The sequence below is a fragment of the Synechococcus sp. LTW-G genome (assembly GCF_054459035.1).
The window spans coordinates 58,625-85,615 of the sequence record NZ_JBTKYW010000005.1 but is presented as its reverse complement, the minus strand read 5'-3'; the positions used below and the strand labels follow the sequence as shown (position 1 = coordinate 85,615).

Below are 26,991 nucleotides of genomic sequence, written 5' to 3'. Positions count from 1 at the left end.
CATGGTGCTCACCCCGTCTGAAATGTTGCCCCTGGGAACGCCCCTGCCGGCGTTCGCGCTGGAGCGGGCCGCAGGCGGCAGCTGGAGCACAGCATCGCTGGAAGCCCAACCGGTGTTGGTGCTGTTCATCTGCGCCCACTGCCCCTACGTGATCCACATCGAGCCGGAACTGGGCCGCCTGGAACGCGACTACGGCCAGCAGCTGCAGATCGTGGCGATCTCCAGCAACAGCACCATCACCCACCCCCAGGACGGCCCGCAAGGCTTAAGCGCGCAGGCCCAACGACAAGGCTGGGGCTTCCCCTATCTCTTTGATGCCAGCCAAGCGGTCGCCAAGGCCTTCCAGGCCGCCTGCACCCCCGATCTCTTTTTGTTCGACAGCCAGCACCAGCTCGTCTATCGCGGCCAGCTCGATGCCAGCCGCCCCGGCAACGACCAACCGCTCAATGGCGCCGACCTGAGGGCGGCCATCGACGCCCTATTGAGCGGTCAAGCGATCAGCCCCGAGCAAACGCCATCGATCGGCTGCAACATCAAGTGGCACCCGCAGGAGCCATAGAAGGCCGAGAACCGAGTGGGGGCCTTAAGGTTCCCTTCATGCAGGTGCCCCCCTTCAGCCTCACGGAACAGCTGGCGCAGCTCGGACCTGAGCTGGATGCAGCGGTTTTGGAGGTTCTCCGTAGCGGTCAATACATCGGTGGCGGGGTCATCGCTGCTTTCGAGAAGGCCTTTGCCGAGAGCGTGCAGAGCCCCTTTGCCGTGGGCTGCAACAGCGGCACCGACGCCCTGATCCTGGCCTTGCGGGGCCTGGGCATCGGTCCGGGCGATGAGGTCATCACCGCCTCCTACAGCTTTTTTGCCACCGCGGAAGCCATCAGCGCCGTGGGTGCCACACCGGTCTTCGTTGATGTCGAGGAGAGCTCCTACCTGATCGACCTGGAGCAGGTGGAAGCCGCAATCACCCCCGCCACGAAGGCTCTGATCCCAGTGCATCTGTTTGGCCGGCCAGTCGACATGGAGCGCGTCTGCTCCATCGCCGCAGGCCACAACCTCAAGGTGGTTGAGGACTGCGCCCAGGCCAGCGGCGCAAGCTGGGCTGGGGTCCCCGTGGGCAGCTGGGGCGATGTGGGCTGCTTCAGCTTCTTCCCCACCAAAAATCTCGGTGGTGCCGGTGACGGCGGCGCCGTGACCTGCAAAGACGAGGCGCTGGCACAACGGATGCGGGAGCTGGCAGTGCACGGGATGCCCCGCCGCTACCTCCACAACGAACTCGGCTACAACAGCCGCCTCGATGCGATCCAGGCCGCCGTTCTGGGCGTCAAGCTGCCCCACCTGAGCGACTGGGTCCAGAAGCGCACGGCCATCGCCCAGCGCTACCGCGCCGAACTCAGCGGCAGCAGCGGCTTCGCCTTGCCTGAGGCCGGTCCCTCCGGCCACAGCTGGAACCAGTTCGTCGTTCGTGTCCCCGCCTGCAGTCCCACGCCGGCCTGCGGCTCAAGCTGCACCCCGTCCGCTGACAGCGCCAACTTCGGCCTCCCGGAAGCCTGCTGCCGCGACTGGCTGAAACAGCAGCTCCAGGAGGCCGGCGTCACAACGATCATCTACTACCCGATTCCAATCCACCGCCAGCCGGCTTATGCCCACCTGAACTACGGGCCCGGCTCGCTGCCCATCACCGAGCGCCTCTGCTCCGAAGTCCTCAGCCTTCCGATCTTCCCGGAACTCAGCACTGAGCAGCAGAGCCGAGTGATCGAGGTGCTGCAGCAGGTGACGGCCAAAACACCTGCATCGGTTGCGGCCTAGGCCTTCGGCAGCGACGCATAGAGCGCCTTGAAATGGGCCTGCTGCTTCTTGTGACTCACGATTGGCGCGGGGTAGCCGCGGCGCTCCATCGGGGTGATCTCGCCACTCAACAAGTCTTTGGTGTTGACGTGACTGAGCTCCGGTAGCCAGCGGCGGATGTAATCACCCTCCGGATCAAACTTGCTGGCCTGGGTGGCTGGATTAAAGATCCGCAGGGGCTTGGGGTCCATCCCGCTACTAGCACTCCACTGCCAACCGCCGTTGTTAGCTGCCAGATCACCATCCACAAGGCGGGCCATGAAAGCGGTCTCGCCTAGGCGCCAATCGCAGATCAGGTCCTTCACTAAATAGGAGGCGACGATCATGCGGCAGCGGTTGTGCATCCAGCCGCTCTCATTGAGTTGGCGCATCGCCGCATCAATGATCGGCATGCCTGTCAGCCCATCGCACCAGGCCTGGTAGCGATCAGGGTCGTTCTCCCAGGGGAAGAGCTTCCACTGGGGCCGATACGGACCATCGGCGAGTTCCGGGAAGTGAAAAAGCGCCTGTTGATAAAACTCCCGCCAAGCCAGCTCCTGCTCCCAGACCTGAATCGACTCGCGCTGCTCATCGCTGCGCGCCAGGGCCTTGGCCTGCTGCGCCGCATCCCAGGCCTGGCGCGGGCTGAGGGTCCCAAACTTCAACGCTGCCGAAAGGCTCGATGTCCCCGCCTCTCCCGGCATGTTCCGGCCGGGCTCATAGGCCAAGAGCGGACCGCCATCACAGAAGGCCTTCAGCTGCTGCTTGGCCGCGGCCTCTCCTGGACGGCAGGGACAGAGTTCTGCACCTGAGAAGGTTTTACCGAGGGACTCCAGGCTGGGCAGCTCGGCGAGAACTGGCAGCTCGCCGTCATAGGCCAGCAAGCCCTGGGGGGCAGGTCTCAGAGCCAGCTCCCCAGCGGCAGACCGGCGCTCCACCTGGCCAAACCAATTGCGCTTAAACGGTCCGTACACCCTGTACGGATTTCCACTGCCGGTCTTGAGGGCTTCGGGAGCCACCAGGAGCTGATCCCAGTCCACCAGGACCCTCTTGCCCTGGGCCTGGAGCGCCGCGGCCACCCGCCGATCACGCTCTCGCCCGTAGGGCTCGACATCACGGTTCCAGGCGACCACACCCGCTCCGATCGCCTTGGCCAACTGCGGCAAGACCTCAGCGGGATCCCCCTGGAGCAACAACAACTGACTGCCGGCCTTGCGCCAGCTGGCCTGGAGTTCCTTAAGGCTCTCGAGCAGAAACCAGACCCGCGCCGGAGCCATATCCGCCGCCGAGAGGATCGCCGGATCCAGCACGAACACCCCCGTGACCGCCGGGGTCGCTGCAGCGGCGGCCGCCAGACCCAGGTTGTCGACCAGACGCAGGTCACGGCGATGCCAGAACAGCCAACGCTCCGCTGCCATCAGATCCCCAGCACCTGCTTGGCGCGGAACCAGGCCGTCACGCTCTTGGCATCGAGGTACTCATCGCCGCTGGCGATCAGCTGATCGAGTGCCGCCGGCGTCATCAGGACCACCTCCAGGTCCTCATCGTCATCCCCTGGCGGACGCTCGCTCAGCTCCGTGAGATCACGGGCCAAGAAAAGGTGAATCACCTCATCGGAATAGCCCGGGCAGGGCAACAGCGCTCCGAGTTCGTCCCAACGGGTGGCCGAGTAGCCGGCTTCTTCTTGCAGTTCCCGCTGCATCGTGCTCAGCGGGGTCTCGCCTGGATCCAGGGTCCCGGCCGGGAACTCCAGCAACCGGGTCGCCACAGCAAAGCGGTATTGGCGCAGGACCACCACCCGGCCATCGGCAAGCACCGGCACCGCCAGGGACGCCCCCGGGTGCTTGACCATCCCAAAAGTCCCCTCGACGCCCATCGGCAACTGCATCCGATTGACCTCGAAGCGCAGCTTGCGCACATCCAGGCTGGCGGTGGTCTCAAGCTGGCGCGCGGGCTCGGGAGAGGGCAGTGGCGCCATGGAATCTGATCACCGATCGATGGCAATCAGCATGGCAGTTGCAACTACTCAAGCCATCCGGCCCTAGGCGCCAACCGCAACGGCGGCGGCTGTCCCGCCAAGACCTGCTGCAGTGGCAACTCGAAGCTGGAATCCAAAACGGCCAAGGGCGCCAAGACAAAGGTCCGGTCCGCCCAACGGGGGTGGGGGAGCTCCAACTCGGAGCTCTGGAGCTGCAATGTCCCCCACCAAAGCAGATCCAGATCCAACGTCCGGGGCCCCCAGCGCTCCTTGCGCAGGCGGCCGAATTGCGACTCCAGAGCCTGCAGCCGTCGCAACAGCTCCATCGCCGCCGCCGCAGTGGGCTCAGGTGGCTGATCCAAGACCACCACAGCATTGATGTAGTCCGGCTGATCCGGCGGGCCGCCAACGGGAGCCGTTCGAAAGAGCGGGGACCAGCGCAGCTCCGCTTCGCCCAAACAAACCTGAAGTTCAGGCCGCAGAGCGATCAGGGTCTCAATCGGACCGCCCACTGCGCTGGGCAAATTGGCCCCAAGCCCAATTGCCAGGCCCTGATCAGCGAGACTGGCGCCCACGACGAACTTCTCCGGCGTTTCCATGGTTGCAAGTGGTACAGCCGCTCGGGCCTTCCCCCTTGCCGCCATCACCGGCCACGGAACCCTGAAGCTGGCCCTGCTGTTGGCAGCCGTCGACCCCGGCCTGGGTGGTGTGGTGATCGCCGGCGGGCGCGGCACTGGCAAATCCGTTCTGGCGCGGGGTCTGCATGCCCTGCTGCCGCCGATCGACGTCCTCGATGTCGGCGGCCATGGCCTCAACACCGACCCCCAGGCACCGGAAGACTGGGATGCGCCGACGCGGGCGCGGCTGACGGAACTCGGGGCGGACCCAACCGGCGCCGACAAGCAAGCCCTACTGCCCACCAAGGTCATCCCGGCACCGTTTGTGCAGGTGCCCCTTGGCATCACCGAAGACCGCCTGGTGGGCTCGGTCGATGTCACGGCATCGCTCGCCAGCGGTGAAGCGGTCTTTCAGCCAGGTCTGCTGGCCGAGGCCCACCGGGGCGTGCTCTACGTCGATGAGCTGAACCTGCTCGATGACAACGTCACCAACCTGCTGCTGGCCGCCATTGGCAGCGGTGAGAACCGGGTCGAGCGCGAAGGCCTGAGCCTCTCGCACCCCTGCCGCTGCCTGCTGATCGCCACCTATAACCCCGAAGAGGGGGCCATCCGCGATCACCTGCTGGATCGCTTCGCCATTGCCCTCTCGGCCAACCAGGTCCTGGAGCTCGATCAACGGGTCGAGATCACCCGCAGTGCTATCGGCCACGCCGAATCCAGCGAAGCCTTCCGCCAGCGCTGGCAAGAGGAAACCGACGCCCTCTCAACCCAGCTGCTACTGGCACGCCAATGGCTACCCGATGTCCAGATCACGCGGGAGCAAATCGCCTATCTAGTGAACGAAGCCCTGCGCGGCGGCGTGGAAGGCCACCGCAGCGAGCTCTATGCCGTGCGGGTCGCCCGCGCCCATGCCGCCCTCAGTGGCCGTGACCGGGTGGAAGCGGAGGACCTACAGGTGGCCGTGCGCCTAGTGATCGCGCCGCGGGCCATGCAACTGCCGCCCCAAGATCCCGACCAACAGATGGAGCCCCCTCCGCCGCCACCCCCGCCGCAGGGCGAGGACAACCAAGAGCAAGAGCCGGACGAGCCTGAGGACAACGAGAACGACAAGGAAGACGAACAGGACGAAGAAGACACCCCGGAAGATCAAGCTCCGCCTTCGATCCCCGAGGAGTTCATGCTCGATCCCGAAGCGATCGCGATCGATCCGGATCTGCTGCTCTTCAACGCCGGCAAAGCGAAGAGCGGTGGCAGCGGAAGCCGGGCGGTGGTCTTCAGCGACTCCCGCGGCCGCTACGTCAAACCGATGCTGCCGCGGGGGCCGGTCAAGCGCATTGCCGTCGACGCGACCCTGCGGGCCGCAGCGCCCTATCAAAAAACCCGGCGTGAGCGGGAACCGCACCGCAAGGTCGTGGTGGAAGACGGGGACCTGCGGGCCAAGCAACTGCAGCGCAAGGCCGGTGCCCTGGTGATCTTCCTGGTGGATGCCAGTGGATCGATGGCCCTCAACCGAATGCAAAGTGCCAAGGGGGCCGTGATCCGGTTGCTGACCGAGGCCTACGAGAACCGCGACGAAGTGGCGCTGATTCCCTTCCGCGGCGAAGCCGCCGAAGTGCTGCTGCCCCCGACGCGCTCAATCACCGCCGCACGGCGGCGGCTGGAGTCCATGCCCTGCGGCGGCGGCTCCCCCCTAGCCCATGGCCTCTCCCAGGCTGCTCGGGTGGGTGCCAACGCCATGGCCACCGGGGAACTGGGCCAGGTCGTTGTTGTCGCCATCACCGATGGCCGGGGCAACGTTCCCCTCAGCCGCTCCCTCGGTCAGCCCCAGTTAGAGGGGGAAGAGCCCGTGGACCTCAAGGAAGAGGTCAAGCAGGTGGCCAGCAAGTACCGCTCTCTGGGAATCAAGCTGCTGGTGATCGACACCGAGCGCAAGTTCATCGGCAGCGGCATGGGCAAGGACCTGGCCGACTCCGCCGGCGGCAAATACGTCCAGCTGCCCAAGGCCAGCGATCAGGCGATCGCCGCGATCGCAATGGAGGCCATCAGCGGGGTCTAATCAGCGTTTGGTTTCGGTCTTCCCGGGATAGACCTCATCGAAGAAGGCCCCCAGTCCAATCGCCACGCTGCGCAGGCCATCCATGAAGCGCTTGTCGGAGGTGAGCTTGTTGATGTCACCTCCCACGCGATCCAGGGTGGCCGTGAGCTCCTCCAGGTTGGCGACTGTGCCCTTGAGCTCGCTAAGGGTCTTGGGGTTATCCAGAACCCGCACGAAGTTGAGGATGTGGGCCGTGGAGTCGTTGAGGTTGTTGATCGTCGGCTGGACATCACGAACGGTGGTCCGAAGGTCACCGATTAGGGACTGACCGTCATTCATGAACGCCGTTGCTTCCTTGGCCGTGGTTTCAATGCTGCTGATCGTGGTGGCGAGCTTGGGAATCAGCTTTTCCTTCTCCGCCTGATCCAGCAACTGCTGCAGCGTGGCCGTCACCTGGCTCAAGGTCGCCGCGCTCTTGCCCTGAATCACTGAGCCATTGCAGACCGTCAAAGCGCGGTTGCAGTTGATCGCTTTAGGCCCAGGGGTCCCCTTCGGCAAGGGCTTGATCGGGGCCGTGAGAGCCACGACAGCATCCCCGCCGAGCAGCGAAGCCGCCTCCACCCGTGCATCCAAGGGTTGAGGAAGCTGAAGGTTGGGTTGATTGATATCGATCTGCACTTCCACAGCCGTGGCCGTAGCGGTGACTTGCTGAACATGACCGACGGTGACCCCGCGATAGGTCACCGCCGAGCGGGGCGCCAATCCAGCAGCATCAGCAAAGTTCGCCTGGAAGCGCCAGGTGCGATTGCTCACCGACACGCCTTTGAGCCAGAGCCAGAACAACCCAGCCGAGCTCACTGCCGCCAGCAGCGTGAAGCCGACGATCGCTTCTTTGACACTGCGGCGCATCGGGATTAGAGCTCCGCGGGTTGCATCGGCCCGCTGAGACTAGCCGTGCGGAACTGAAGCACATAGGGATTGGTTGTGGTCCGAAAGTCCTCCACCGTTCCTTGCCAGCGGAAGAGGCCGTCATAGAGCAACACCACCCGATCGGCGGTGCGCTCAATCGTGCTCATCACGTGGCTCACCACCACAGAACTCCCACCAGCGATTTGAGTCGTGTGAACGATCAAATCTTCAATCCGCGTGCAGGCCACTGGATCCAGACCTGCCGTCGGCTCATCGAAGAGCAGCAAGGGGACCTTCCCCACGGGCTGACTGGGATCACTGATCACAGCGCGGGCAAAGCTGACCCGCTTCTGCATGCCGCCACTGAGCTCGCCGGGATAGAGGTCCTCCGTACCAGAAAGCCCCACAGCCTCCAAGGCCTCGGCCACCCGCTGGCGGATCTCCCGTTCATTCAAGCGACTGAAACGATCCAGCAAAAAGCCCACGTTCTGGCGCACGGTCAAGGACGCCAGAAGCGCCGGGTTCTGAAAGACCGTGCGGACGTCGGGGGGGTTGCGCTGATCCAGCCGCAGATAGGTCTGCTGCACCCCATGGATCTTCAAGCGACCGCTGCTGGGCAGAAGCAAACCCGAGAGCAGACGCAGGATCGTCGATTTACCGGCACCCGAGGGACCCACCACCGCCAGGCGCTCGCCCGCGTTCAGGGTCAAGTCGACGTCGCTCAGCACGGTGTTACGGCCCCAACGCACGCTGACGTCGTCCATCTGGACCACTGGGGTGGATTGCACCGGATCCTTCACGAATGGGGGCATCTTGGCGGTTTCTCCGTAACCTGGCCCCATGCCGGCTCGAGGACAGCGCAGGGGGAATCGCTCGAGACCTCGCCCGAGCTGGGTCGGCAAGGGAGATCTGCGCCAGAAAGACCTGGTCAGCCGCTCCAAGCGCGCCGCACGCTGGCTGCAGCCCGGCCTGGTGGTCAAGCGCTGGATGCTGACCTCCGGCATTGGTCTGTTCCTGCTGTTCCTGGGGGGAGCCGTTTGGGCCGACCTGCAGCCGATCTACTGGCTGCTGGAGTTCATCCGCTGGTCCCTGGCCAACATCACCACGGTCCTCCCCCGCGAGATCACCGGACCACTGGTGCTGGTGGTGGGCGGGGGACTGATCTGGCTCGGGCAAAGCCGCAGCTTTGGGGCGATCCAGCAGGCGCTGGCACCCGATCGCGACACCCTGCTGGTGGATGCCTTAGCTGCCAAGAGCCGCCTGAACCGCGGCCCCTCGATCGTGGCCATCGGCGGCGGCACCGGGCTCTCCACCCTGCTAAGCGGGCTCAAGCGTTACAGCAGCAACCTCACGGCGATCGTCACCGTCGCTGATGACGGCGGCAGCTCGGGGGTCCTGCGCCGCGAACTCGGCGTGCAACCTCCGGGAGACATCCGCAACTGCCTGGCGGCCCTAGCCACAGAGGAACCGCTGCTGACTCGGCTTTTCCAGTACCGCTTCCGCGCGGGCACTGGCCTCGAAGGCCACAGCTTCGGCAATCTCTTTCTCTCCGCCCTGACGGCCATCACCGGCAGCCTGGAGGGGGCCATCACCGCCAGCAGCCGGGTTCTGGCGGTGCAGGGCACGGTGGTCCCGGCCACCAACGCCGACGTCAAACTCTGGGCCGAGCTAGCCGATGGGCGCCGCATTGAAGGCGAATCCCAGATCGGCCATGCCACCAGCCCGATCGTGCGGGTGGGCTGCATTCCCGAGCGACCTCCGGCGCTACCGAAGGCCCTCGAAGCGATCGCCAATGCCGACCTGATCGTCCTTGGTCCGGGCAGTCTCTACACCTCTCTGCTGCCCAATCTTCTGGTGCCCGAGCTCGTGCAGGCGATCAGTCGGAGCAAGGCGCCCCGCCTCTACATCTGCAATCTGATGACCCAGCCGGGCGAGACCGATGGGTTGGATGTCGAGGGACACCTGCGGGCAATCGAATCACAGCTCGCCAGCCTGGGGATTCAGCAGCGTCTGTTCTCTTCGGTCCTGGCCCAAGAGGACCTCGGTGAGTCCAGCCTGGTGGACTACTACCGCCAGCGCGGTGCAGAACCTGTCGAATGCGACAGCCGCAAACTGCGTAGTGAGGGATATGACGTCACCATTGCCCCGCTCCAGGGGGCACGTCCGACCTCAACGCTGCGGCATGACCCCCGAAGCGTGGGGCTAGCGGTGATGCGCTTCTACAAGAAACAGCGCAGAGAGAAAGAGAAAACGACCTAAGCAGTCAGCCCAACAACTGAGTGTGCAGCTGCACCCAGGCCGCAAAACGCTTCAGACCGACCTCAAGGGGAGTATTCGGCCGGAAGCCAACCCAGGCCTCAAGGGCTGAAGTATCGGCAGCCGTTGCCACCACATCACCCGGCTGCATGGGTTGGAAGTCCTTGATCGCCTCGACGCCGAGGGCCTGCTCCAGCAGTTCAATGAAGCGGAGCAAAGGGGTGGGCTGTGAGTTGCCGATGTTGAACAGCCTGTGCGGCACTGCGGCAGTTGCGGGATTCGGATCCAGCGGATTGAAGTTGGGATCAGCGGTGGCGGGTTGATCAAGACAGCGGATCACCCCTTCGACGATGTCGTCGATGTAGGTGAAGTCCCGTTGCATCTGACCCTGGTTGAACACCCTGATGGGCTGCCCCGAAAGGATGGCCTTGGCGAACAGCATCGGGGCCATGTCCGGACGACCCCAGGGGCCATAGACCGTGAAAAACCGCAGACCAGTGGCGGGAAGCCCATAGAGATGGCTGTAGGTATGGGCCATCAGCTCGTTGGCCTTTTTGGTGGCTGCGTAGAGGCTCACCGGATGGTTCACGGCGTGCTGCTCGCAAAACGGCATCTGACGGTTGCCGCCATAGACCGAGCTACTGGAGGCATAGACCAAATGCTCCACGCCCTGGTGACGGCAGCCCTCGAGCACATTCCCAAAGCCATCGAGATTGCTCTTGATGTAGGCCGCCGGGTTCTCGATCGAGTAGCGCACTCCGGCCTGAGCTGCGAGATGCACGACAGCGCGCGGTTGGTGGGCCGCAAACAGATCAGCGATCTCGGCTTCATTTTCGAGATCGAATTGCTTGAAAAGCCAATCCCCAGCCGCATCGTCGAGGCGCTGCAGTCGCGCAACTTTTAGTTCAGGCGAGTAGTAAGTGTTGATGTTGTCGAGGCCAACAACACGCTCGCCACGCTCCAACAGGCGCAGAGCAACGGCGGCTCCGATGAAGCCGGCCGCACCGGTCACCAAAACCGGACGTTTCACAGGCTGGGAGCTCAGTAGGCGTCCTGCATCTCGTAAAAGTCCGGCTGCACGTAGTCCTTGCGCAGCGGGAAGCCCTTCCAGTCTTCTGGCATCAGCAAACGCTTGGGTTGGGGGTGGCCTTCAAAGCCGATGCCGAACATGTCAAAGGTCTCGCGCTCAGGCCAGTCGGCACCGCGATAGAGCGGATAGAGGCTGGGGATCGTCAGGTCGCCGTCTCGGGAGAGGAACACCTTCAGGCGCACCTCCTCGGGCGGCTGGTGATTGGAAGTTGCGGATTGCTCCGCCAAAGCACCCAGCTTGAGCAGGTGATAAAAGCTGACGAGCCGGCCGCCCGGGCCCTCGTCATAGCCGCCCTGCACCTGCAGGTAGTCAAAGCCCGAGGCTTTCAGGGCAGCGGCAATCACCGGGAGAAAGGGTGCTTCGATGCCAAGGACCTCCACTCCGAGGTGATCAGGCTCAAGCTGCTCGTGCTCAAAGCCCTGGCCGGTGAGCCACTGGCTGACGGGACCCGGCTGAGGGGCGGGGACGACGGCGGTGTCTTCAGGCATCGAACTCAGGCTGGCTCAGCGGGAACAAAAGCTTTGGCCGTTGCAGCGACCGGCAGACCGGCGGCTGCTTTCAAGGCCGACTGCTGGGTTTCGGCGCGCAGGTAGCGGCCGTCGACGATCGGCTCCACCTGCTTCATCGCGTGGGAAACCGTGAAGTAGCGGTGGGTCGGAAGCAGGTTGCCGCGCTCCGACAGGGCCTCATTACCCACCTTCTTGCGCAGCTTGACCACCGCATCGAAGATCGCCTCGGGCCGGGGAGGGCAGCCGGGGAGATAGAGATCTACGGGGATGAGCTTGTCGACACCGCGCACGGCGGTGGTGGAGTCCGCTGAGAACATGCCTCCGGTGATCGTGCAGGCGCCCATGGCGATGACGTACTTGGGCTCGGGCATCTGCTCATAGAGACGGACCAGCGCAGGTGCCATCTTCATGGTCACAGTGCCGGCCACGATCAGCAGGTCCGCCTGGCGCGGACTGGAGCGTGGCACCAGGCCGAAACGGTCAAAGTCGAAACGCGAGCCGATCAGGGCGGCGAACTCGATGAAGCAGCAGGCGGTGCCGTAGAGCAGCGGCCAGAGGCTGCTCAAACGCGCCCAGTTGTGCAGGTCATCCAGGGTGGTGAGGATGACGTTCTCGGAGAGATCCGAGGTCACGCTGGGGGCGCCGACCGGGTTACAGCTGGATTCGCGCTGATCGCGGAGGGCGCTCAGGGAGAGGGCTTCAGCCATGCCAGAGGTGGCAGAGGAGGGGGTCATCTCAGGTCAGCTCCACTCGAGGGCGCCCTTGCGCCATGCATAGGCCAGGGCCACCACCAGGATGGCGATAAAGACCAAGGCTTCGATAAACGCCAACAGCCCCAGGCGGTGGAAAGCCACGGCCCAGGGATAAAGGAAGACGGTCTCCACGTCGAAGATCACGAAGACCAGGGCAAACATGTAGTAGCGGATGTTGAACTGAATCCACGCCCCACCGATGGGCTCCATGCCCGATTCGTAGGTGAGATCCCGTTCACCAACCCGCGACTTCGGCGAGACGATCTTGTTGGTGACGAGGGCCAGTACGGGCACGGCTGCTGCGATCAGCAGAAACCCGAGGAAGGCGTCGTAACCGGAGAGAACGAACACAGGGCGAAAGCGGCCCAACCTGCGGGGCAGTCTGGCATCCGCCTCTGGGCACTGCCTGACACGCTGCAATCCCAGATGGGATTGGGGGCTCCTTAAAGTTCGGGACTGTCTGTGGGCACCCCATGAGCGAGGAGACCCTTCCCGACGAGGTCCAAGAGCTGCCCGGGGTGACTGAGACACCAGTCGATGATCCCGATACACACCGCTTCGAATGCCGAAGCTGCGGCTTTGTCTATGACCCGGGCGAGGGCGTAAAAAAGCTGGCGATCGAGCCCGGCACCCCCTTCAGCGCCCTGGATCCGGTGAGCTTCCGCTGCCCGGTCTGCCGGAGCAAGACCCTGGCCTTCAAGGACATCGGCCCCCGCAACAAGCCCAGCGGCTTCGAGGAAAATCTCGGCTACGGGCTTGGAGTGAACACGCTCACGCCCGGGCAGAAAAACGTGCTGATCTTCGGCGGCTTTGCCCTGGCCATCGCCTTCTTCCTTTCTCTCTATTCCCTGCGCTGAGATCGATCGATGAAACGCCTGCTCTCTTCTCTCTGCGCGTTGCTCGCCGCTGTGGTGCTGACGGGCTGCGTCAGCACCAGCCTGCCCACGGCCCAGAGCAGCCCGTGGCAACCCGTGGACATCCACACCAAATCCAACCCCCTGGATCTGGCCTTCACAGACAGCAGCCACGGCTTCCTGGTGGGCAGCAACCGGCTGATCCTCGAGACCAATGACGCCGGTGCCTCCTGGACCGAGATGGCCCTGGATTTGCCCGAAGAGGAAAACTTCCGCTTGATCAGCGTCGATTTCTCGGGCGACGAGGGCTGGATCGTCGGTCAACCCGGCCTACTTCTCCACAGCGAAGACGCTGGTCAGAACTGGAGCCGCCTCTTCCTCGACACCAAGCTTCCCGGTGAGCCCTACATGGTGACGGCCCTGGGCAAGCGCAGCGCTGAATTGGCCACCAACGTGGGCGCCGTCTACCGCACCAACGACGCGGGCGGCTCCTGGCAGGCCCAAGTCGAAGACGCCGTCGGCGCTGTGCGCGACCTGCGCCGCAGCCCGGAGGGCAACTACATCAGCGTCAGCAGCCTGGGCAACTTCTTTGCCACCTGGTCTCCAGGGGAGCCCCGCTGGACCCCGCACCAGCGGGAAAGCAGCCAGCGCCTGCAATCCATGGGCTTCCAACCCAATGGCAACCTCTGGATGCTGGCCCGCGGCGCCCAACTGCGCTTCAACGAGGACGCATCGACTCCTGAGGAGTGGAGCAAGCCGGTGGTGCCAATCACCAATGGCTACGGCTATCTGGACATGGCCTGGGATCCAAGCGGCACGATCTGGGCCGGCGGTGGCAGCGGCACCTTGCTTGTGAGCAGCGACAACGGCCAGAGCTGGCAGAAGGATCCGGTGGGCGAAAAGCAACCGACGAACTTCAGCCACATCGCCTTTTTCAGTGATGGCAAGGGTTTTGTGCTTGGTGAGCGGGGATCCCTGCTGCGCTGGGTGGGCTAACAACGCTCTGTAACCAAGGGGGCCGCCCGGCATCGGCGGCCCAAGCCTTCCCCTTAAGATCTACAGACTGAACGCTCGCTGCTCATGGCTGCCGGCTCAACGGGTGAACGCCCGTTCTTTGAAATCATCACGAGCATCCGGTACTGGGTGATCCATGCCGTGACCCTGCCTTCGATCTTCCTGGCCGGGTTCCTGTTCGTGAACACCGGACTGGCCTACGACGCCTTCGGCACCCCCCGCCCGGACGCTTACTTCCAGGCTCAGGACGCCAAGGCCCCTGTGGTGAGCCAGCGCTATGACGCCAAGTCTTCGCTCGACCAGCGCCTGAAATAAGCCATGACCCAAGTTCCAGCTAGCACCACCCCTCGCAACTACCCGATCTTCACGGTCCGGTGGCTTGCAGTCCACGCCCTTGGCATCCCCACGGTCTTTTTCCTGGGCGCCCTTGCTGCCATGCAGTTCGTTCGCCGCTGACACCATGCAACGCTCCCCCAACCCGAACAACCTGCCGGTTGAACTGAACCGCACCAGCCTGTACCTGGGCCTGCTGTTCGTCTTCACCTGCGGGATTCTGTTCTCCAGCTACTTCTTCAACTGATCAGGAGGATCTGAGATGAGCGGCAAGAAATCCGGTCTTCCCGACGGAAGAATTCCCGACCGTCTTCCAGACGGTCGCCCTGCGGTGGCCTGGAAATCCCGTTGGACTGAAGGTGTGCTTCCCCTCTGGCTCGTTGCGACCGCTGGCGGCATGGCCGTGATCTTTGTAGTGGGCCTCTTCTTCTACGGCTCCTACACCGGTGTTGGTTCCGCCTGATTAGGCTGATCTTTGCAGGAGTTAATCAATCAAAAGACCTCGACTCGATAAGTCGAGGTCTTTTTTGTGCTGATTTTGTTTGATGAGCGCTTAGCCGCGACCAACGCGCCAGACCTGAAGCCCTGCTGCCTGTGCAGCCGACAGATCCGCAATCGAGCGGGCATCAAACAGCCATGCGGGCTTACGCATCTCAGCCGCTAGTTCCTGCCAATTGAGGTCAGCGAAACTCGCCCACTCCGTGAGGATCAGGACCGCGTCGGCCTGAGCCACTGCCTCGGCAGGGGTAGTCACACGATGCCAGACACCTTCGCCGCTGAGGGGACTGCCCACGGGAGAGGGAAGAGGCTGGCAACCAAGGTCAGAAGCGATTTGGGTTTCGGGGACCTTTGGGTCGTAAATGGCCAGCTGAGCCCCCTCCTCCAACAGGTCCTGGCAGATGCGGATCGCGGGTGCTTCGCGGGTGTCGTTGGTGTCGGCCTTGAAGGCAAACCCGAGCACGGCGATGCGCTTACCGGTCACAGTGCCGAACAACTTCTGCACGACCAGCTGGGCGATGCGGTGCTGCTGCCAGCTGTTGAGTTCGACAACGCTTTGCCAGTAGGCGGCAACCTCGTGGAGGCCGTAGTGCCCGCAGAGATACACCAGGTTGAGGATGTCCTTCTGGAAGCAGCTGCCGCCAAAGCCAGGGCCAGCCTTGAGGAACTTGGGACCGATGCGGCTGTCCGTTCCAATGGCATGGGCGACCTCGGTGACATCCGCCCCGGTGGCCTCACATAGAGCGGCAATTGAGTTAATCGAACTAATGCGCTGTGCCAAAAACGCATTGGCTGTGAGCTTGGAAAGCTCAGAACTCCATAGGTTGGTGCGCAGAATGCGCTGCTGGGGAACCCAGTGGCCATAAACACTGGCCAATGCCTCGATGGCGACGGGATCCTCGCCACCGATCAACACACGATCAGGAGCTTCTAGATCAGGGATCGCTGTGCCTTCAGCGAGAAACTCCGGATTGGAGAGCACTGAGAACGTTTTCGGTTCACCGGCACCGGCGACATCACCTTGAGAAGCCGAAAGAATGGCCTTGACCGTGTCCGCCGTACGCACCGGCAGGGTGCTTTTTTCGACAACGATCGTGTGGCCCTGGGCGCAGGCCGAAACCTGACGCGCAGACGCCTCGATCCAGCGCAGATCACTGGCTTGACCTGCTCCAACGCCTTTTGTCTTGGTGGGGGTATTCACCGACAGGAACACCATGTCGGCCGCGGCAATCGCCGACTCCACTGCTGTGGAGAAGTGGAGATTGCGTCCCCGGCAGCGGCCCACGACATCATCTAAACCAGGTTCGTAGACCGGAAGCTTGGAAAGGTCTGAATCATTCCAGGCCGCGACCCGGGCCTCATTCAGATCGACAACAGTGACCTGGATCTCGGGACAGCGATCCGCGATCACCGCCATGGTCGGGCCGCCCACATAGCCAGCACCGATGCAGCAAATGGTACGGATGCTCACGCCAATGCCTCCTTGAAGTAGGCGATCGTCGCATCCAGTCCCTGATCCAGAGCGATGGTGGGCTGCCACCCCAACTCCTGCTGGGCCAAGTCGATCACCGGTTGGCGCTGCAGCGGATCGTCCTGGGGCAGAGGCTTACAGATCAGTTCCAGAGAGGGATTGATCTTGGCGCGCACCAGTTCAGCCAACTGACGAATGGTGAATTCACCGGGGTTGCCGATATTGATCGGCCCAGAGTGCGGTCCATTCATCAGACGGATGATGCCCTCGACTAAATCATCGACATAGCAGAAGGAACGGGTCTGGGAGCCATCGCCATACAGCGTGAGCGGATCACCGCGCAGGGCCTGCACAATGAAGTTGCTCACCACCCGGCCATCATCGGGAAGCATGCGCGGCCCATAAGTGTTGAAGATTCGCACCACGCGAATCTCCACCCCATGCATGCGCTGGTAGTCGAAACAAAGGGTTTCGGCGATGCGCTTGCCCTCGTCGTAGCAGCTGCGAATGCCAATGGTGTTCACGCAACCCCGGTAGCTCTCAGGCTGGGGGTGCACCTCCGGATCGCCATACACCTCAGAGGTGCTAGCCAGCAGCAAACGGGCGCCCACCCGCCGAGCCAAACCGAGCATGTTGTAGGTGCCCAGGAAACTGGTCTTCGCGGTTTTGATCGGGTTGTGCTGGTAATGCACCGGCGAGGCGGGGCACGCGAGATGCCAAATCCGATCCACCTCCAGGCGAATCGGATCTGTGACGTCGTGGCGAATCAGCTCAAAGCGAGGGTGCCCCAGCCACTGCTGAATGTTCTGCTTGCGGCCAGTGAAGTAGTTGTCGAGGCAGATCACCTCTTCTCCGGCCTGCATCAAGCGGTCCACCAAGTGGGAGCCGACAAAACCGGCTCCACCGGTCACCAGATTGCGCGTGATGGAAGCGGGCATTAGAGACGAACCAAGTTGTCCTGTAGTTGCTGACGAAACAAAGAGACGGTGCTGCTGAGGCCTTCAGCCAAGGGAATCCGCGCCCGCCAACCCAGCTGAGCCAGCCGGCTCACATCGAGCTGTTTTTTGGGTGTGCCATCGGGCTTGGAGCTGTCCCAGACAATCTCTCCTTGAAAACCCGTCGCCTGCGCCACGGCTTCCGCCAGCTCACGGATCGTGAGGTCGATGCCGGTGCCGACATTGAGAAACGGCAAGGGCTCGCTGGCCTCATCCTTCGGGGCCTCAGGGGCCGCAGGATCCCAGTGCTCCAGGGCAAAGACACAGGCTTCACCCAGATCATCCACATGCAGAAACTCCCGCAACGGTGAGCCGCTGCCCCAGCAGGTCACGCTGACATCGCCCCGCTCCGCTGCCTCGTGGAAGCGGCGGATCAGCGCCGGCAACACATGGCTGTTGGTGGGGTGATAATTATCACCAGGCCCATAGAGATTGGTTGGCATCAAGCTGATGGCATCAAAGCCGTGCTGCTTGCGCAGGGCTTGACTCAACTTGATCCCGGTGATCTTGGCGATCGCATACCACTCGTTAGTGGGCTCCAGGGCTCCGGTAAGAAGTGCTTCTTCACGGATCGGCTGCTCCGCGAACTTCGGGTAGATGCAGCTGCTGCCAAGAAACAGCAGACGCCGCACCCCCGAGCGCCAGGCTCCCTCGATCACGTTGTTCTGGATCTTGAGATTGGCGAGCAAAAAGTCTGCTGGGTAGCTGTTGTTGGCATGGATGCCACCCACCTTTGCCGCGGCCAGCACCACCACCGTCGGGCGCTGCGCGTTGAACCAGGCCGCAACAGCCTCCGCGTCCTCGAGATCAAGGGCGGAGCGATCGGCCGTGAGCACGTTGCCGTAGCCCGCCCGCTGCAAAGCCCTGCAGATGGCGCTGCCCGCCATGCCGCGGTGGCCGGCCACAAAGATGCGATCGTCCGGCGTGATCAGACCCGTCATGGCTTGATCGCAGCCGGATTGGTGGGCGGGTTCTCCATGGACCCCACGACTGCGAAGCCCTGCTTGCGCAGCAGCGCTTCCTTAGCCGCTTCTTCCTTATCAGCAGCGACCATTTCAGCCACCAACTCTTCGAGGGTTGCGGTCGGCGTCCATCCCAACTTCTCCTTGGCCTTGGTGGGATCCCCCAGCAGCGTCTCAACCTCCGCAGGACGGAAGTAGCGGGGGTCGATGCGCACAACCACGGCACCGGTATCGGCGCGTCGGCCGACCTCAGCGATGCCGCTGCCTTCCCACTGCATGGCACCCCAGCCCAGTTGCTGGGCGGTGAGCTCAATGAAGCGGCGCACGCTCTCCTGGCGGCCCGTGGCGATCACAAAATCTTCGGGAGTCTGCTGCTGGAGCATCCTCCACTGCATTTCCACGTAATCACGGGCGTGGCCCCAGTCCCGCAGGGAATCGAGGTTGCCCATGTAGAGGCACTGATCCAGGCCCGCATCAATGCGGGCCAGACCGCGGGTGATCTTGCGGGTCACGAACGTCTCACCACGCCGCGGAGACTCGTGGTTAAACAGCACGCCATTACAGGCGTACATGCCATAGGCCTCGCGGTAATTCACCGTGATCCAGTAGCCATACAACTTGGCCACCGCGTAAGGACTGCGGGGATAGAACGGCGTGGTCTCCTTTTGGGGGATTTCCTGCACCAAGCCGTAGAGCTCACTGGTGCTGGCCTGGTAGATGCGGGTCTTCTGGGTGAGGCCAAGCATCCGCACCGCCTCCAGGATGCGCAGGGTGCCGAGGGCATCACTGTTGGCGGTGTATTCCGGCGCCTCGAAGCTCACCGCCACATGGCTCTGGGCACCCAGGTTGTAGATCTCATCGGGCTGGACCTGCTCGATGATCCGAATCAGGTTGGTGCTGTCCGTCAGGTCCCCGTAGTGCAACACCAGCCGCGGGTCGGCCTCATGGGGGTCCTGATAGAGGTGATCAATGCGACTGGTGTTGAAGCTGCTGGCGCGGCGCTTAATCCCGTGCACCACATAACCCTTCTCCAGCAGCAGCTCCGCCAGATAGCTGCCGTCTTGGCCGGTGATCCCAGTGATCAGCGCAACTCGCCCGCGGCAATCAATGGCTTCTGGACGGAAACTCATGGCTCATCACCTCTCAAAGACGGCTCTCCCACGAGAATGCCAATGAGCAGAAAGCCTACGTAGAAGAGCAAGCCATCCCCATAAAGCAGAGGCTGGAACAACCACTGCACACTCAGGCAAACCAGGAAGCCAGCTGCGATACAGCCATCGAGCTGCAGCGTCTCCTGCCGAAGCACCCACGCCAGCGACGCGAGGGCGCGCAAAAGCAAGGGAACAAGTGCGAGCAGCAACAGCAACAGCGGCAGCCAGCCCACCCGCACATAGAGATCCAGAAAGACGTTGTGCATCAACTCCCCCTGGCTGGCATCGAAATCCAACGCAGTGCCTTGGAAGTGCAACTGGTTGCCGCCCCAGAGGAACTGAGGCGCCACAGGTACAAAACCCGCAAAGCGATCGAAACGTTCGTCATAGAGGCGTAGCCAAAGCCGGGGGAAACGCCACACCGCCAGGGCTAAAGCCGTCACTCCGGCGAGACAGCCCAAGCCCAGGGCCTGCTGGCGCCGCCGGGATCGCATCCAGCCAACGGCGACGGGCAAAGCTCCGAGGGCGAGAACCAACCAACCCAACCGGCCGCTGAAGCAGACCGTGGCAGCCCACCCGAGAACCCCAACAGCACTGAGCAGCCAAGCCAACGCAAATCGGCGCAGCAGCCAGAGCCCGGGTAACAACCAGGCACAAGCCAAGGCCGCGTTCTGCTCCACAGAGCGGACATTGACGAGCGGGTCTGGACCCCACGGAGCCGCGATCGTGCTGTCTCGCCGGCGCACCAACAAATCCAGCCAAGCCCCATCGGGGCTAAAGACCCGCCCGTGAAGCAACACGATCCAGACGTAGGCCAGGGCACCGAGGCCGTAGGCCAGCCAGAGCCAACTCCTCTGCCGCCAGGAGAGCACCGCCGCGGCGCGGGCACCAATCCAGACGCAGCCAGCTGGCAGCAGAACCATAGAGATCAGATCCAACAGATCCCGCCCCCCCAGCCGCCAGAGGCCGTAGTGCACGGAGATGGCGCTGTAGCTGATGGAGAACAGCAGCAGAGCGCCGAGGCACCAGCGCAGTTGGGGCGCCAAGGGAGGGGCCTTACGGGTGCGCCAGGCCAGTAGGGCCAAGGCCGCGTAGAGGAGCGTGAAGGCCTTGGGCAGATGCAGGCCGATCAAGCCAAAGAGAAGGGCTTCCATCAGCTCAGGGCATGCTCCAGGGCCTGCAGATCAACCCGCAGCTGGCGTTGATAAGGATGCAGCAGCCGATCGAGTCGGGCGGACTCCACCGCCGGTGGGCAGGGGAAAGGCCGCTGCAATCCCCGTTGGAAGCCGTTGTAAAGGCCACCGCCCAGCACCGCCTGGGCCGGGTCATAGCCAGCGGCGCAGCGGGGATCGAGCTCCAGCAGGTGATAGGGCTGGCTGCGGCAAAGCAAGGGGTTTAAAGCCATCGAACCGTGCTCACACCAGAGCTCAGCGGCCTGGCGCAGGCGCTGCAGCAAGGCCAGGGGCTCCATGTCCTGGGGATTAAGCACCGTGACGTGATGGCGCTCAAAGCAGCGGATCATTTCCGGCAGGTTGACGATGCGCTCGTCCCGCAGTGAACAAAGAAACAACCGCTCCCCGCTGAAGGAACTCTCGCCAACGGCGACAGCCGGGGCCAACAGGTCCCTGGCCAGGCTGAGGTTTTGCCAGGGACTCAGGCGCGGCAACAGCAACGCATCGCTGAGTTGCCAGTTCAGCTCCAACAGCTGCTCAGGGGTGAACAGCGCCAGGCTCCCCGGTGGACAGAGCTGCTCCAGCAAGGCCGCCCACTCAGGGGAGGGTGCTGTGACGAGCAGGCGGCGGCCGCCGGCGGTGACACGCGGGTCACGGGCAAACCAGAGGATCGCCCCAAGGCAATCCCCAGCCCAGTGGCCGAAATGGCTCGTGCTGTGGGGGAAGACGGCGAAGGCCCCCTCCAAGTGGCGCTTCGTTTTGCCGAGCTGCTTGCGGATCGTGTGGAACTGGATCGTGCGGGGCGCCGCAGCCTGAGCTCGGCTACTGCCGCAGCGGAGGGTCCAGGTCTCGATGCTCGGGTAGTGGGGCACCGCAGAACTGCGATAGGGATGGCTCACCAAGAGCGCCGGGGCGGGTGCCGCAAGGGTCAAGCGATCGAGATCCAGCACGGTCTGCTCAGCCCGAGCCGCCGGCAACGGTGCAAACCCCACGGGCGAGAGGGGATGGTGGTAGCCCAGCAGGCGCGTGTCCGCCGCCTTCAGCCAAAGCCAGCGGGCCCAGTCGCCAAGCCGCTTCACCAGTAACACCTCCCATCCACCTGATCGGCACCAGCAGGGGTTTCCGCCAAGGAAGGGCGCACCCAGCTGGCGTTCATCAGCTGCTGAAAACGCGGGCTGGCCTCCCAGCGGCGGCCGCGAATGCCAAACAGCAGCTGCAGGGCTCCGCCCACATGAACAGCCACGCGGCCGGAGTCCGCGATGGCGGCGGCCAGGGGCAGGCCATAGGCCCCGCAACCCAGCAAGGCCACATCAAACCTCAGCGCTGCCACCTGCCCTTGCAGCAGATCGAGCGCTTGATCCCAGCTGGCATAGCCCTGGGTGGCTCCAGCCAGGGTCTGAGGGGGCGCCAGGGTGATCAACTCAAAATCCGGCAACACCGCGGGATTGGCGAACAGCTGCTGGCGCCGCCTCCATTGCTGCTGAATCGTTTGCACAAAGGGATGCACCACCAGCACCCGCTTACCTGCCAAGGCCGCACTCCAGGGCTCAGCGCACCACCAGGGCTCCAGGGCCGCCAGGCTGCAGCGCTGGGGCAGCGGCTCCAGGCCAGCCACCAACGCCGCTTGGTGGGGGCTGTCCCAGAGGGCCAACAGATCCACCCGCTCCAGGGCGCTCTGCAACCGCAGGGCTGCCGCGCGCAAGGCTGCAGGCTCCACCGGAAAAATCCCGGCGTTGCGGTGGGCTTCCCGCAGGCTGACACGGCTGAAGGGCGCTGCTCCAGGGCTCTGGGCTTCGGCCAACAAACGCGCTTCCACCGAACCCAGTCGGCCCACCAACACAGGCCGGCGCTCACGGATGGCCTCGGCGATCCAAAGACCGGCCTGCTCCTCACTGAGCTGCCCTGCAAACACCTGCGGATAGCGCCAGCACTCAAGTCGGTGGGCGACACGGCGACCCTGCTGCTTGATGCTGTGGCGCCACTGCCAACTCATCGCTGCAGGACCTCGGCGTAGAGATCCCGGTGAGCCCGCGCCACCGCCTCGGGCCGCCAGGCCTGGCAGATCTCCAGGGGCAGCGACCCCTCGGGCTGCGCCAAGGCCCACTGCAGGCCCAGGGCCAGATCGCGGGCGTCCTCTGGCGCCGCCAGCCAGCCATTGCGGCGGTGCTGCACCAGATCCGGCAGGCCCCCCTGACGGAAGGCCACGACGGGGGTGCCGCAGGCCAGCGGCTCGCTGGCGGACTGGGGCAGGTTGTCGAGGCGCGAGGGCACCAGCACCGCATCGGCCGCCGCGTAGGCCAGAGCCAAGCTCAGGTCATCGTCCAAGCGACCGGCGTAGTGCACCGGCAAAGGCAGAGACGGAGGCACAGCAGGCGTGCTCTGGCCCAGCACGACCGCATGGCAGTGCTCGGCCAGCGCGGGATCCAGCTGCTTGAGCTGCTCGAGAGCCTCCACGAGCAAGTCGAAGCCCTTGCGCGGATCAGCCACACCATCCATGGCGCCAAAAAGCAGCAGGCGCTGTTGTTGGGGCCAACCCAACCAACGCCGCACCTGGGCGCGGGGATAGGGGCAAAAGACCTCCGGCAAGGCGTTGGGGATCACCCGGCACGGCACACCTGCAAAGAGGGACGAGGCCGCCGCCTGCTCGGCCATCCAGTGACTGGGGGCAATCAGTTGGAGCTGCGGCAACAGGGACCGCCAGGCCCGGCGTTTGCGCTGCCAGGTCCAGCGATCAAGATCCAGGCCGCGGTGATCCCTGGGCCTGGTCACCGCGCCATACCCCTGGGCAAAGCGCTGATCCCCCAGGCCATGGGGGTAATGCTCCGCACCGCAAAACGGCCAGCAGTCATGGAGCGTCCAAAGCACCGGGCCCCGCAGCCGGCCGATGGCCTCCACCGAGAGGAATTCATCCTGCAGCCAATGGAGATGCAGCAGCTCCTGGGGCCTGCGGTTGAGTTCCAGGTCCAATCGCGATGGCAGGGCCGCAACCGAGTGGGTGATCGGATTGGCGGAGCGCTGGGGCTTGCTCAACCACCAACTGGCCGTGCTGCGCAAGAGCGCCAGGGCCTGACGGGGCTTGGAGCGGGGCGCCTCAACCCAACTGTCACCGCGGCCGGCGCGGGCCACGCGCATACGGCTCTCGATGCCCGAGGCCCGCAGGGCCTGGTGCAGGCGATAGCTGGCGCGGGCTGCCCCCTGGCCGCCGTCGTAGGTGGAGAGGTGCAACACGCGCATCTCAGCGCACCCCCAGCAGACGCAGGGCCTTGAGTCCCTTGCGCAGCAGCTCGGCCCGGCGACTGCGCCGGTACAGGCGCGCAAAGGTGTCGGCGTCCCGGCGCCGGTCCGCCTGGATCACGGTTGGATGGCGCAGCGGCACAGACACCGTGCCCCGGGGCCCCAAGGGGGAGCGCTCATCGAGGGTGTGGGTGGCGTCGGCGTCAAAGCCGATGTTCTCGGCCAGCTCGGCCGCCGGGATCACCGTCAAAAACCCCTGCTGCCAGCAGCTGAGCTGCCAGATCATGTCCCAGGTGTCGATCTGACCTTGGGCGAGGGCTTCGAGCCAGCCGCCCCATTTATGGGCAAAGGCGCGGCCCCCCAGCTGCTCGAGCCATCCGCCCTCTCGAAACGCCTGCCAGCCTTTGAGATCGCGGTCGTAGCACTGCCAGGCCCGGCGCCAACTAGCCCAGCCCCAGCAGTGGCTGTAGATCGAGAAGCGATAGCTGCTGCCATCGGCCGGTGGCCGGCGCTGATGGTTGTTGGCTGCAATGGCCCCCACACGGCTGTCATGGCGGTAGCGCTCCAGCAGCTCCTGGCAGTAGGGGAAAAAACTGGGGTCCACAAGAATGTCGTCCTCGAGGACGATCCCCTCGCTCTCGCGCTCAAAAAACCAATCCAGCGCAGCGGTCACCCCTGCGCGGCAGCCCAGGTTGCTCGGTTGAAACAGGTGCTCCAGCTGGCAGGGCCAATCGATCAACCCCTCAGACGCCGGCGCAAACAAGGCCCGCACAGCCCGACAGCGCTCGTCTTCGCCGGCACGCTTCGCGCGGGGTCCATCGCAGGCCACATAGAGCCGCTCGGGCTGGAGTTCTCGCAGCACCTCAAGCACCCGAGCCGTGGGCCCCGGGCGGTTAAAGGCGATCAGCAACACCGGAACCGCAAAGCTCATGGCGCCAGCAGCAGATAACCGAGCCCATAGCCCGCCGACATCAAAGCGGAGAGGGCCATCCAGGGCTTGAGTAACCAACTGCGCGATGCAAGCAGTGCCAGTAGCGCCAGGCTGGACAGGTCAATCCAGACTCGGGTGTAATCGGGGAAGCGGGCCAGGATCTGGGTCGAAGTGCAGAGGGCCGGCAGCAGATAGAGCGCCGAGGCAAAGCGCAACCAGCGGCCGCCCCAGCCACGCCAGGCCGCGAGTACCAGCACCCCAAGGGTCAGCAACCAAAGGCCAAAGCAACCGGCATCAAACAGCCGCTCCAAACCGCCGGGTTGGAGGTCGGCCAACGGCCTTAGTCCCAGGAGCTGCAGACCTTTCTGAAGGGCACCCTCCAACGGGAAGCCGAAGTGAACGCGGGCCAGGGCCCCGTCGGGCACGGCAGCAAACCGTCTCGTCAAGGTGCCAGACCAGAGCAGCAGCGGGAGCGGCACCGCCGCCAGCGGCAAAAGCCAACGCCAGCGCCGCTCCCGCAACGCTGTCAAAGCACTCGCAGCCCAGGCGATTAGACCGGTCTCCCGGGTCAGACTGGCGGCGATCAAACTGAGCCAGTGGGGCAGCAGACGCGCCTGACGGGCTGTCAGGGCAGCAGCGACCAGCAGCGTGGTCGCCAGCAAATCAGCAGTGGTCAAGCTGAGGGTGATCCAGTAGCCCGGCAAAGCCAAGACCGCCAACCCCCAGCCCGCTGAACGCTGCTGCAGCTGGGCCCAGGCCGCCACCAAGGCCGCCGCACAACCCATACAGACCACGTTCAGCAGGCCCAGGGTCCAGACGATCAGCTGGGGTTGCCCCAGTCCGCTCAAATAAGCCAACAGCGGATAGAGCAGGCGTTTACCCCGATAGATCGGATTGTCCAAGGCCTGACTGCTGCCTGCATCCAGTTGCCATGGATCCAGGGCGAGGCTGAGAAATTGCTGGCCGTCGTTGCCGCGCTTTCCCGCCAAGCGCACCACGGGTTGATCCGCCAACCGGGGCGAAATCGGCAGCTGATCACCAACGCGTGCAAGGCCGGTGGGATTGCCTCCGTACTTGCCGAACACCAACAGCGCCCAGACCAACAGGGCCATCAGGCCCGCCAGCACCCCCACGGCCTTGGGGCCCAGGGGCGCCTGCCCCCCTTTCAGCCAGCTCTTCAGAGTGGGCCAACTGGGCCAGCCCGGGATGCTCAAGCCCTGACCCCAGACCTGACGCAACAGGCGTTGCTCATGGGCCCAAGACGTGGAGGGTTCTGGAGGAGCGGGCTCCTCACCAGAAACCAGTTGCTGCATCAAGTCCTGCCAAACGGCAGCGACGGCTTGGACAGCAAAGCGCTCCTGGCAGCTGTGCTGTCCGCCCTGCCCAAGCTCCCAAGCCCAGCTGGGCTCCTGCAGCAAAGCAATGCAGTGATCTGCCAACTGCTGATCGCTGCTGGCCAGCAAACCGCTTTGACCGTCCAGAACGGTTTGGGCCAGGGCATGGCGGCGCGGCGCCACCACGGGGATGCCGCAGGCGTTGAACTCAGCGGCACTCAGGCAGAAGGTCTCATCGCGGCCACTGGGGTTGACCACCCCAACGGCGACCTGATCAAAAGCGTCGTAACGCTCCAGGCCGCTGCGGCCTTCAAAGGAGACCCGATCGCCATAGCCGCCCCGCTCCAACAGGGCCAAGCAGTGCCGTTCGTAGGCACTCAGGCTGGTTGAGCGGGCGCCGCCATAGAGATCCGCTCCACCAAAGACCCGCAGCTGGGCCTCCGGGCAGGCGCGGGCGATGCGCGGCCACTGCTGCGCCAGCCGATCAAAGGCCTTAAAGGGCGTGATCGCTCCCACATAGGCCAGGTCCTTAGCCGCCGCGGCCTGCTCCAAGGTCCGGGGATGGCGCCAGGCAGGGGGCACCGCCACGGGGTTAGGAATCACCACCGCCCTTTGGGCCAGGCGGCTGTGACGGAAGAAGTCCAGCTGGGCGCCGCTGACCAACACCCAACGCCAAAGAGCCGGCAGAGCCTCGTAACGGGCCTGGTCATGACAGCCGAGGTTGTGCAACCAGGCAATCAGGGGCAAAGGGCTGGCCTCAAGAGCCTTCCAATCAACCCAATCAGCGAAACCAGGGCGAAACACCAAAGCCTGGCAGCCACCGTCCCCTGCGGTCTGAAAAGCAGTCGCCAAGGAATCGACCACTGCCGTGCAGGAGGTAGGGATGCCATCGATTGACTGGGGAGCCGTCAACAACAGCAGCGGCTGCAGCGGACCCTCTGCTGCGAGCTGAGCCACGACGGCCAGGAAGGCAAACTCGGTGCCCCCGATGCCGGGATTACCCAGCCGTGGATCGCTGAGACCACCCCGCTCGGCGATGCCCCGGTTGTCGAGGAAAAAGGCAAGCCGCATGGGC

The 26,991-nt window shown here is 64.1% G+C and carries 29 protein-coding genes; 10 read left to right on the top strand and 19 right to left on the bottom strand.

What is annotated here, in order from left to right:
* Position 1 precedes the first annotated feature (1 nt).
* Positions 2-559, top strand: coding sequence for a thioredoxin family protein (locus ACXIQ9_RS09215; protein WP_459016477.1), 558 nt, complete (start codon positions 2-4; stop codon positions 557-559).
* 38 nt (positions 560-597) lie between these two features.
* The gene (locus tag ACXIQ9_RS09210; RefSeq protein ID WP_459016476.1) at positions 598-1,803 is read left to right on the top strand and encodes a DegT/DnrJ/EryC1/StrS family aminotransferase; all 1,206 of its coding nucleotides are present in this window, start codon (positions 598-600) and stop codon (positions 1,801-1,803) included.
* Here the strand turns inward: ACXIQ9_RS09210 and ACXIQ9_RS09205 are convergent.
* From ACXIQ9_RS09205 to folK, 3 genes are read right to left on the bottom strand one after another with little or no spacing between them, the layout of a single operon-like run.
* Positions 1,800-3,239: an FAD-binding domain-containing protein gene (locus ACXIQ9_RS09205; RefSeq protein ID WP_459016475.1), complete on the bottom strand. Its 1,440-nt coding sequence runs from the start codon at positions 3,237-3,239 to the stop codon at positions 1,800-1,802. The two genes, ACXIQ9_RS09210 and ACXIQ9_RS09205, sit on opposite strands and share 4 nt — an antisense overlap.
* The gene (locus ACXIQ9_RS09200) at positions 3,239-3,799 is read right to left on the bottom strand and encodes an NUDIX hydrolase (protein ID WP_010314408.1); all 561 of its coding nucleotides are present in this window, start codon (positions 3,797-3,799) and stop codon (positions 3,239-3,241) included. The genes ACXIQ9_RS09205 and ACXIQ9_RS09200 overlap by 1 nt, the downstream gene beginning before the upstream one ends.
* 44 nt (positions 3,800-3,843) lie before the next feature.
* A complete protein-coding gene (gene folK / locus ACXIQ9_RS09195; protein ID WP_459016474.1) occupies positions 3,844-4,374 on the bottom strand; it encodes a 2-amino-4-hydroxy-6-hydroxymethyldihydropteridine diphosphokinase in 531 nt (176 codons plus the stop codon).
* Between the two features lie 22 nt (positions 4,375-4,396).
* Between folK and bchD the strand changes: the two genes are divergently transcribed.
* Positions 4,397-6,472, top strand: a complete 2,076-nt coding sequence (bchD, locus tag ACXIQ9_RS09190) for a magnesium chelatase ATPase subunit D (RefSeq protein WP_459016473.1) — start codon at positions 4,397-4,399, stop codon at positions 6,470-6,472.
* Here the strand turns inward: bchD and ACXIQ9_RS09185 are convergent, their stop codons facing one another.
* Entirely contained in the window at positions 6,473-7,360 is an 888-nt protein-coding gene (locus tag ACXIQ9_RS09185; protein ID WP_459016472.1) for an MlaD family protein, read from the bottom strand.
* A gap of 5 nt (positions 7,361-7,365) precedes the next feature.
* A complete protein-coding gene (locus tag ACXIQ9_RS09180; protein ID WP_010314400.1) occupies positions 7,366-8,172 on the bottom strand; it encodes an ABC transporter ATP-binding protein in 807 nt (268 codons plus the stop codon).
* 28 nt (positions 8,173-8,200) lie between these two features.
* Between ACXIQ9_RS09180 and ACXIQ9_RS09175 the strand changes: the two genes are divergently transcribed.
* Positions 8,201-9,619, top strand: coding sequence for a gluconeogenesis factor YvcK family protein (locus ACXIQ9_RS09175; RefSeq protein WP_459016471.1), 1,419 nt, complete (start codon positions 8,201-8,203; stop codon positions 9,617-9,619).
* 4 nt (positions 9,620-9,623) lie between these two features.
* Here the strand turns inward: ACXIQ9_RS09175 and ACXIQ9_RS09170 are convergent, their stop codons facing one another.
* The 4 genes from ACXIQ9_RS09170 to ACXIQ9_RS09155 are packed head-to-tail and all read right to left on the bottom strand — an operon-like array spanning position 9,624 to position 12,318.
* The gene (locus tag ACXIQ9_RS09170; protein ID WP_459016470.1) at positions 9,624-10,646 is read right to left on the bottom strand and encodes an NAD-dependent epimerase; all 1,023 of its coding nucleotides are present in this window, start codon (positions 10,644-10,646) and stop codon (positions 9,624-9,626) included.
* A gap of 11 nt (positions 10,647-10,657) precedes the next feature.
* Positions 10,658-11,194 (bottom strand): NAD(P)H-quinone oxidoreductase subunit J, encoded by a 537-nt coding sequence (locus tag ACXIQ9_RS09165; protein WP_459016469.1) that lies wholly within the window; start codon positions 11,192-11,194, stop codon positions 10,658-10,660.
* Between the two features lie 5 nt (positions 11,195-11,199).
* Positions 11,200-11,922 (bottom strand): NADH dehydrogenase subunit K, encoded by a 723-nt coding sequence (locus ACXIQ9_RS09160; RefSeq protein WP_459016533.1) that lies wholly within the window; start codon positions 11,920-11,922, stop codon positions 11,200-11,202.
* 33 nt (positions 11,923-11,955) lie between these two features.
* Positions 11,956-12,318, bottom strand: a complete 363-nt coding sequence (locus ACXIQ9_RS09155; RefSeq protein WP_010314389.1) for an NAD(P)H-quinone oxidoreductase subunit 3 — start codon at positions 12,316-12,318, stop codon at positions 11,956-11,958.
* Between the two features lie 122 nt (positions 12,319-12,440).
* Between ACXIQ9_RS09155 and ACXIQ9_RS09150 the strand changes: the two genes are divergently transcribed.
* The 6 genes from ACXIQ9_RS09150 (at position 12,441) to ACXIQ9_RS09125 (ending at position 14,631) form a co-directional block, all read left to right on the top strand.
* On the top strand, positions 12,441-12,824 hold the full coding sequence (locus tag ACXIQ9_RS09150) for a rubredoxin (protein WP_247476390.1): 384 nt from the start codon (positions 12,441-12,443) through the stop codon (positions 12,822-12,824).
* Positions 12,825-12,833: 9 nt separating this feature from the next.
* Entirely contained in the window at positions 12,834-13,817 is a 984-nt protein-coding gene (locus ACXIQ9_RS09145) for a photosynthesis system II assembly factor Ycf48 (protein ID WP_010314385.1), read from the top strand.
* An 84-nt stretch (positions 13,818-13,901) separates the two neighbouring features.
* On the top strand, positions 13,902-14,150 hold the full coding sequence (psbE, locus tag ACXIQ9_RS09140) for a cytochrome b559 subunit alpha (protein ID WP_247476392.1): 249 nt from the start codon (positions 13,902-13,904) through the stop codon (positions 14,148-14,150).
* 3 nt (positions 14,151-14,153) lie between these two features.
* The gene (gene psbF, locus ACXIQ9_RS09135) at positions 14,154-14,291 is read left to right on the top strand and encodes a cytochrome b559 subunit beta (RefSeq protein ID WP_010314382.1); all 138 of its coding nucleotides are present in this window, start codon (positions 14,154-14,156) and stop codon (positions 14,289-14,291) included.
* A 4-nt stretch (positions 14,292-14,295) separates the two neighbouring features.
* On the top strand, positions 14,296-14,415 hold the full coding sequence (locus ACXIQ9_RS09130) for a photosystem II reaction center protein L (RefSeq protein WP_010314380.1): 120 nt from the start codon (positions 14,296-14,298) through the stop codon (positions 14,413-14,415).
* 15 nt (positions 14,416-14,430) lie between these two features.
* Positions 14,431-14,631 (top strand): photosystem II reaction center protein J, encoded by a 201-nt coding sequence (locus ACXIQ9_RS09125; protein ID WP_010314377.1) that lies wholly within the window; start codon positions 14,431-14,433, stop codon positions 14,629-14,631.
* Between the two features lie 90 nt (positions 14,632-14,721).
* Here ACXIQ9_RS09125 and ACXIQ9_RS09120 read toward each other — a convergent pair whose 3' ends face one another.
* From ACXIQ9_RS09120 to ACXIQ9_RS09075, 10 genes are read right to left on the bottom strand one after another with little or no spacing between them, the layout of a single operon-like run.
* Complete coding sequence (locus tag ACXIQ9_RS09120) at positions 14,722-16,137, bottom strand: nucleotide sugar dehydrogenase (RefSeq protein WP_459016468.1); 1,416 nt, start codon at positions 16,135-16,137, stop codon at positions 14,722-14,724.
* Positions 16,134-17,075 carry a UDP-glucuronic acid decarboxylase family protein gene (locus ACXIQ9_RS09115; protein WP_459016467.1) on the bottom strand — a complete coding sequence of 314 codons (942 nt, stop codon included), beginning with the start codon at positions 17,073-17,075 and terminating at the stop codon, positions 16,134-16,136. The genes ACXIQ9_RS09120 and ACXIQ9_RS09115 overlap by 4 nt, the downstream gene beginning before the upstream one ends.
* Positions 17,075-18,073, bottom strand: a complete 999-nt coding sequence (locus ACXIQ9_RS09110) for a GDP-L-fucose synthase family protein (RefSeq protein WP_459016466.1) — start codon at positions 18,071-18,073, stop codon at positions 17,075-17,077. Before ACXIQ9_RS09110 ends, ACXIQ9_RS09115 begins: the two co-directional genes overlap by 1 nt.
* Positions 18,070-19,224, bottom strand: coding sequence for a GDP-mannose 4,6-dehydratase (gmd, locus tag ACXIQ9_RS09105; protein ID WP_459016465.1), 1,155 nt, complete (start codon positions 19,222-19,224; stop codon positions 18,070-18,072). The genes ACXIQ9_RS09110 and gmd overlap by 4 nt, the downstream gene beginning before the upstream one ends.
* Positions 19,221-20,399, bottom strand: a complete 1,179-nt coding sequence (locus ACXIQ9_RS09100) for a hypothetical protein (protein ID WP_459016464.1) — start codon at positions 20,397-20,399, stop codon at positions 19,221-19,223. The genes gmd and ACXIQ9_RS09100 overlap by 4 nt, the downstream gene beginning before the upstream one ends.
* Positions 20,399-21,496: a glycosyltransferase family 61 protein gene (locus ACXIQ9_RS09095; protein ID WP_459016463.1), complete on the bottom strand. Its 1,098-nt coding sequence runs from the start codon at positions 21,494-21,496 to the stop codon at positions 20,399-20,401. The genes ACXIQ9_RS09100 and ACXIQ9_RS09095 overlap by 1 nt, the downstream gene beginning before the upstream one ends.
* Positions 21,493-22,410, bottom strand: coding sequence for a hypothetical protein (locus ACXIQ9_RS09090; protein WP_459016462.1), 918 nt, complete (start codon positions 22,408-22,410; stop codon positions 21,493-21,495). Before ACXIQ9_RS09090 ends, ACXIQ9_RS09095 begins: the two co-directional genes overlap by 4 nt.
* Positions 22,407-23,651 carry a glycosyltransferase gene (locus ACXIQ9_RS09085; RefSeq protein ID WP_459016461.1) on the bottom strand — a complete coding sequence of 415 codons (1,245 nt, stop codon included), beginning with the start codon at positions 23,649-23,651 and terminating at the stop codon, positions 22,407-22,409. The genes ACXIQ9_RS09090 and ACXIQ9_RS09085 overlap by 4 nt, the downstream gene beginning before the upstream one ends.
* A gap of 1 nt (position 23,652) precedes the next feature.
* The gene (locus ACXIQ9_RS09080) at positions 23,653-24,582 is read right to left on the bottom strand and encodes a glycosyltransferase family 2 protein (RefSeq protein WP_459016460.1); all 930 of its coding nucleotides are present in this window, start codon (positions 24,580-24,582) and stop codon (positions 23,653-23,655) included.
* On the bottom strand, positions 24,579-26,987 hold the full coding sequence (locus ACXIQ9_RS09075; protein WP_459016459.1) for a glycosyltransferase family 4 protein: 2,409 nt from the start codon (positions 26,985-26,987) through the stop codon (positions 24,579-24,581). The genes ACXIQ9_RS09080 and ACXIQ9_RS09075 overlap by 4 nt, the downstream gene beginning before the upstream one ends.
* Between the last annotated feature and the right edge of the window lie 4 nt (positions 26,988-26,991).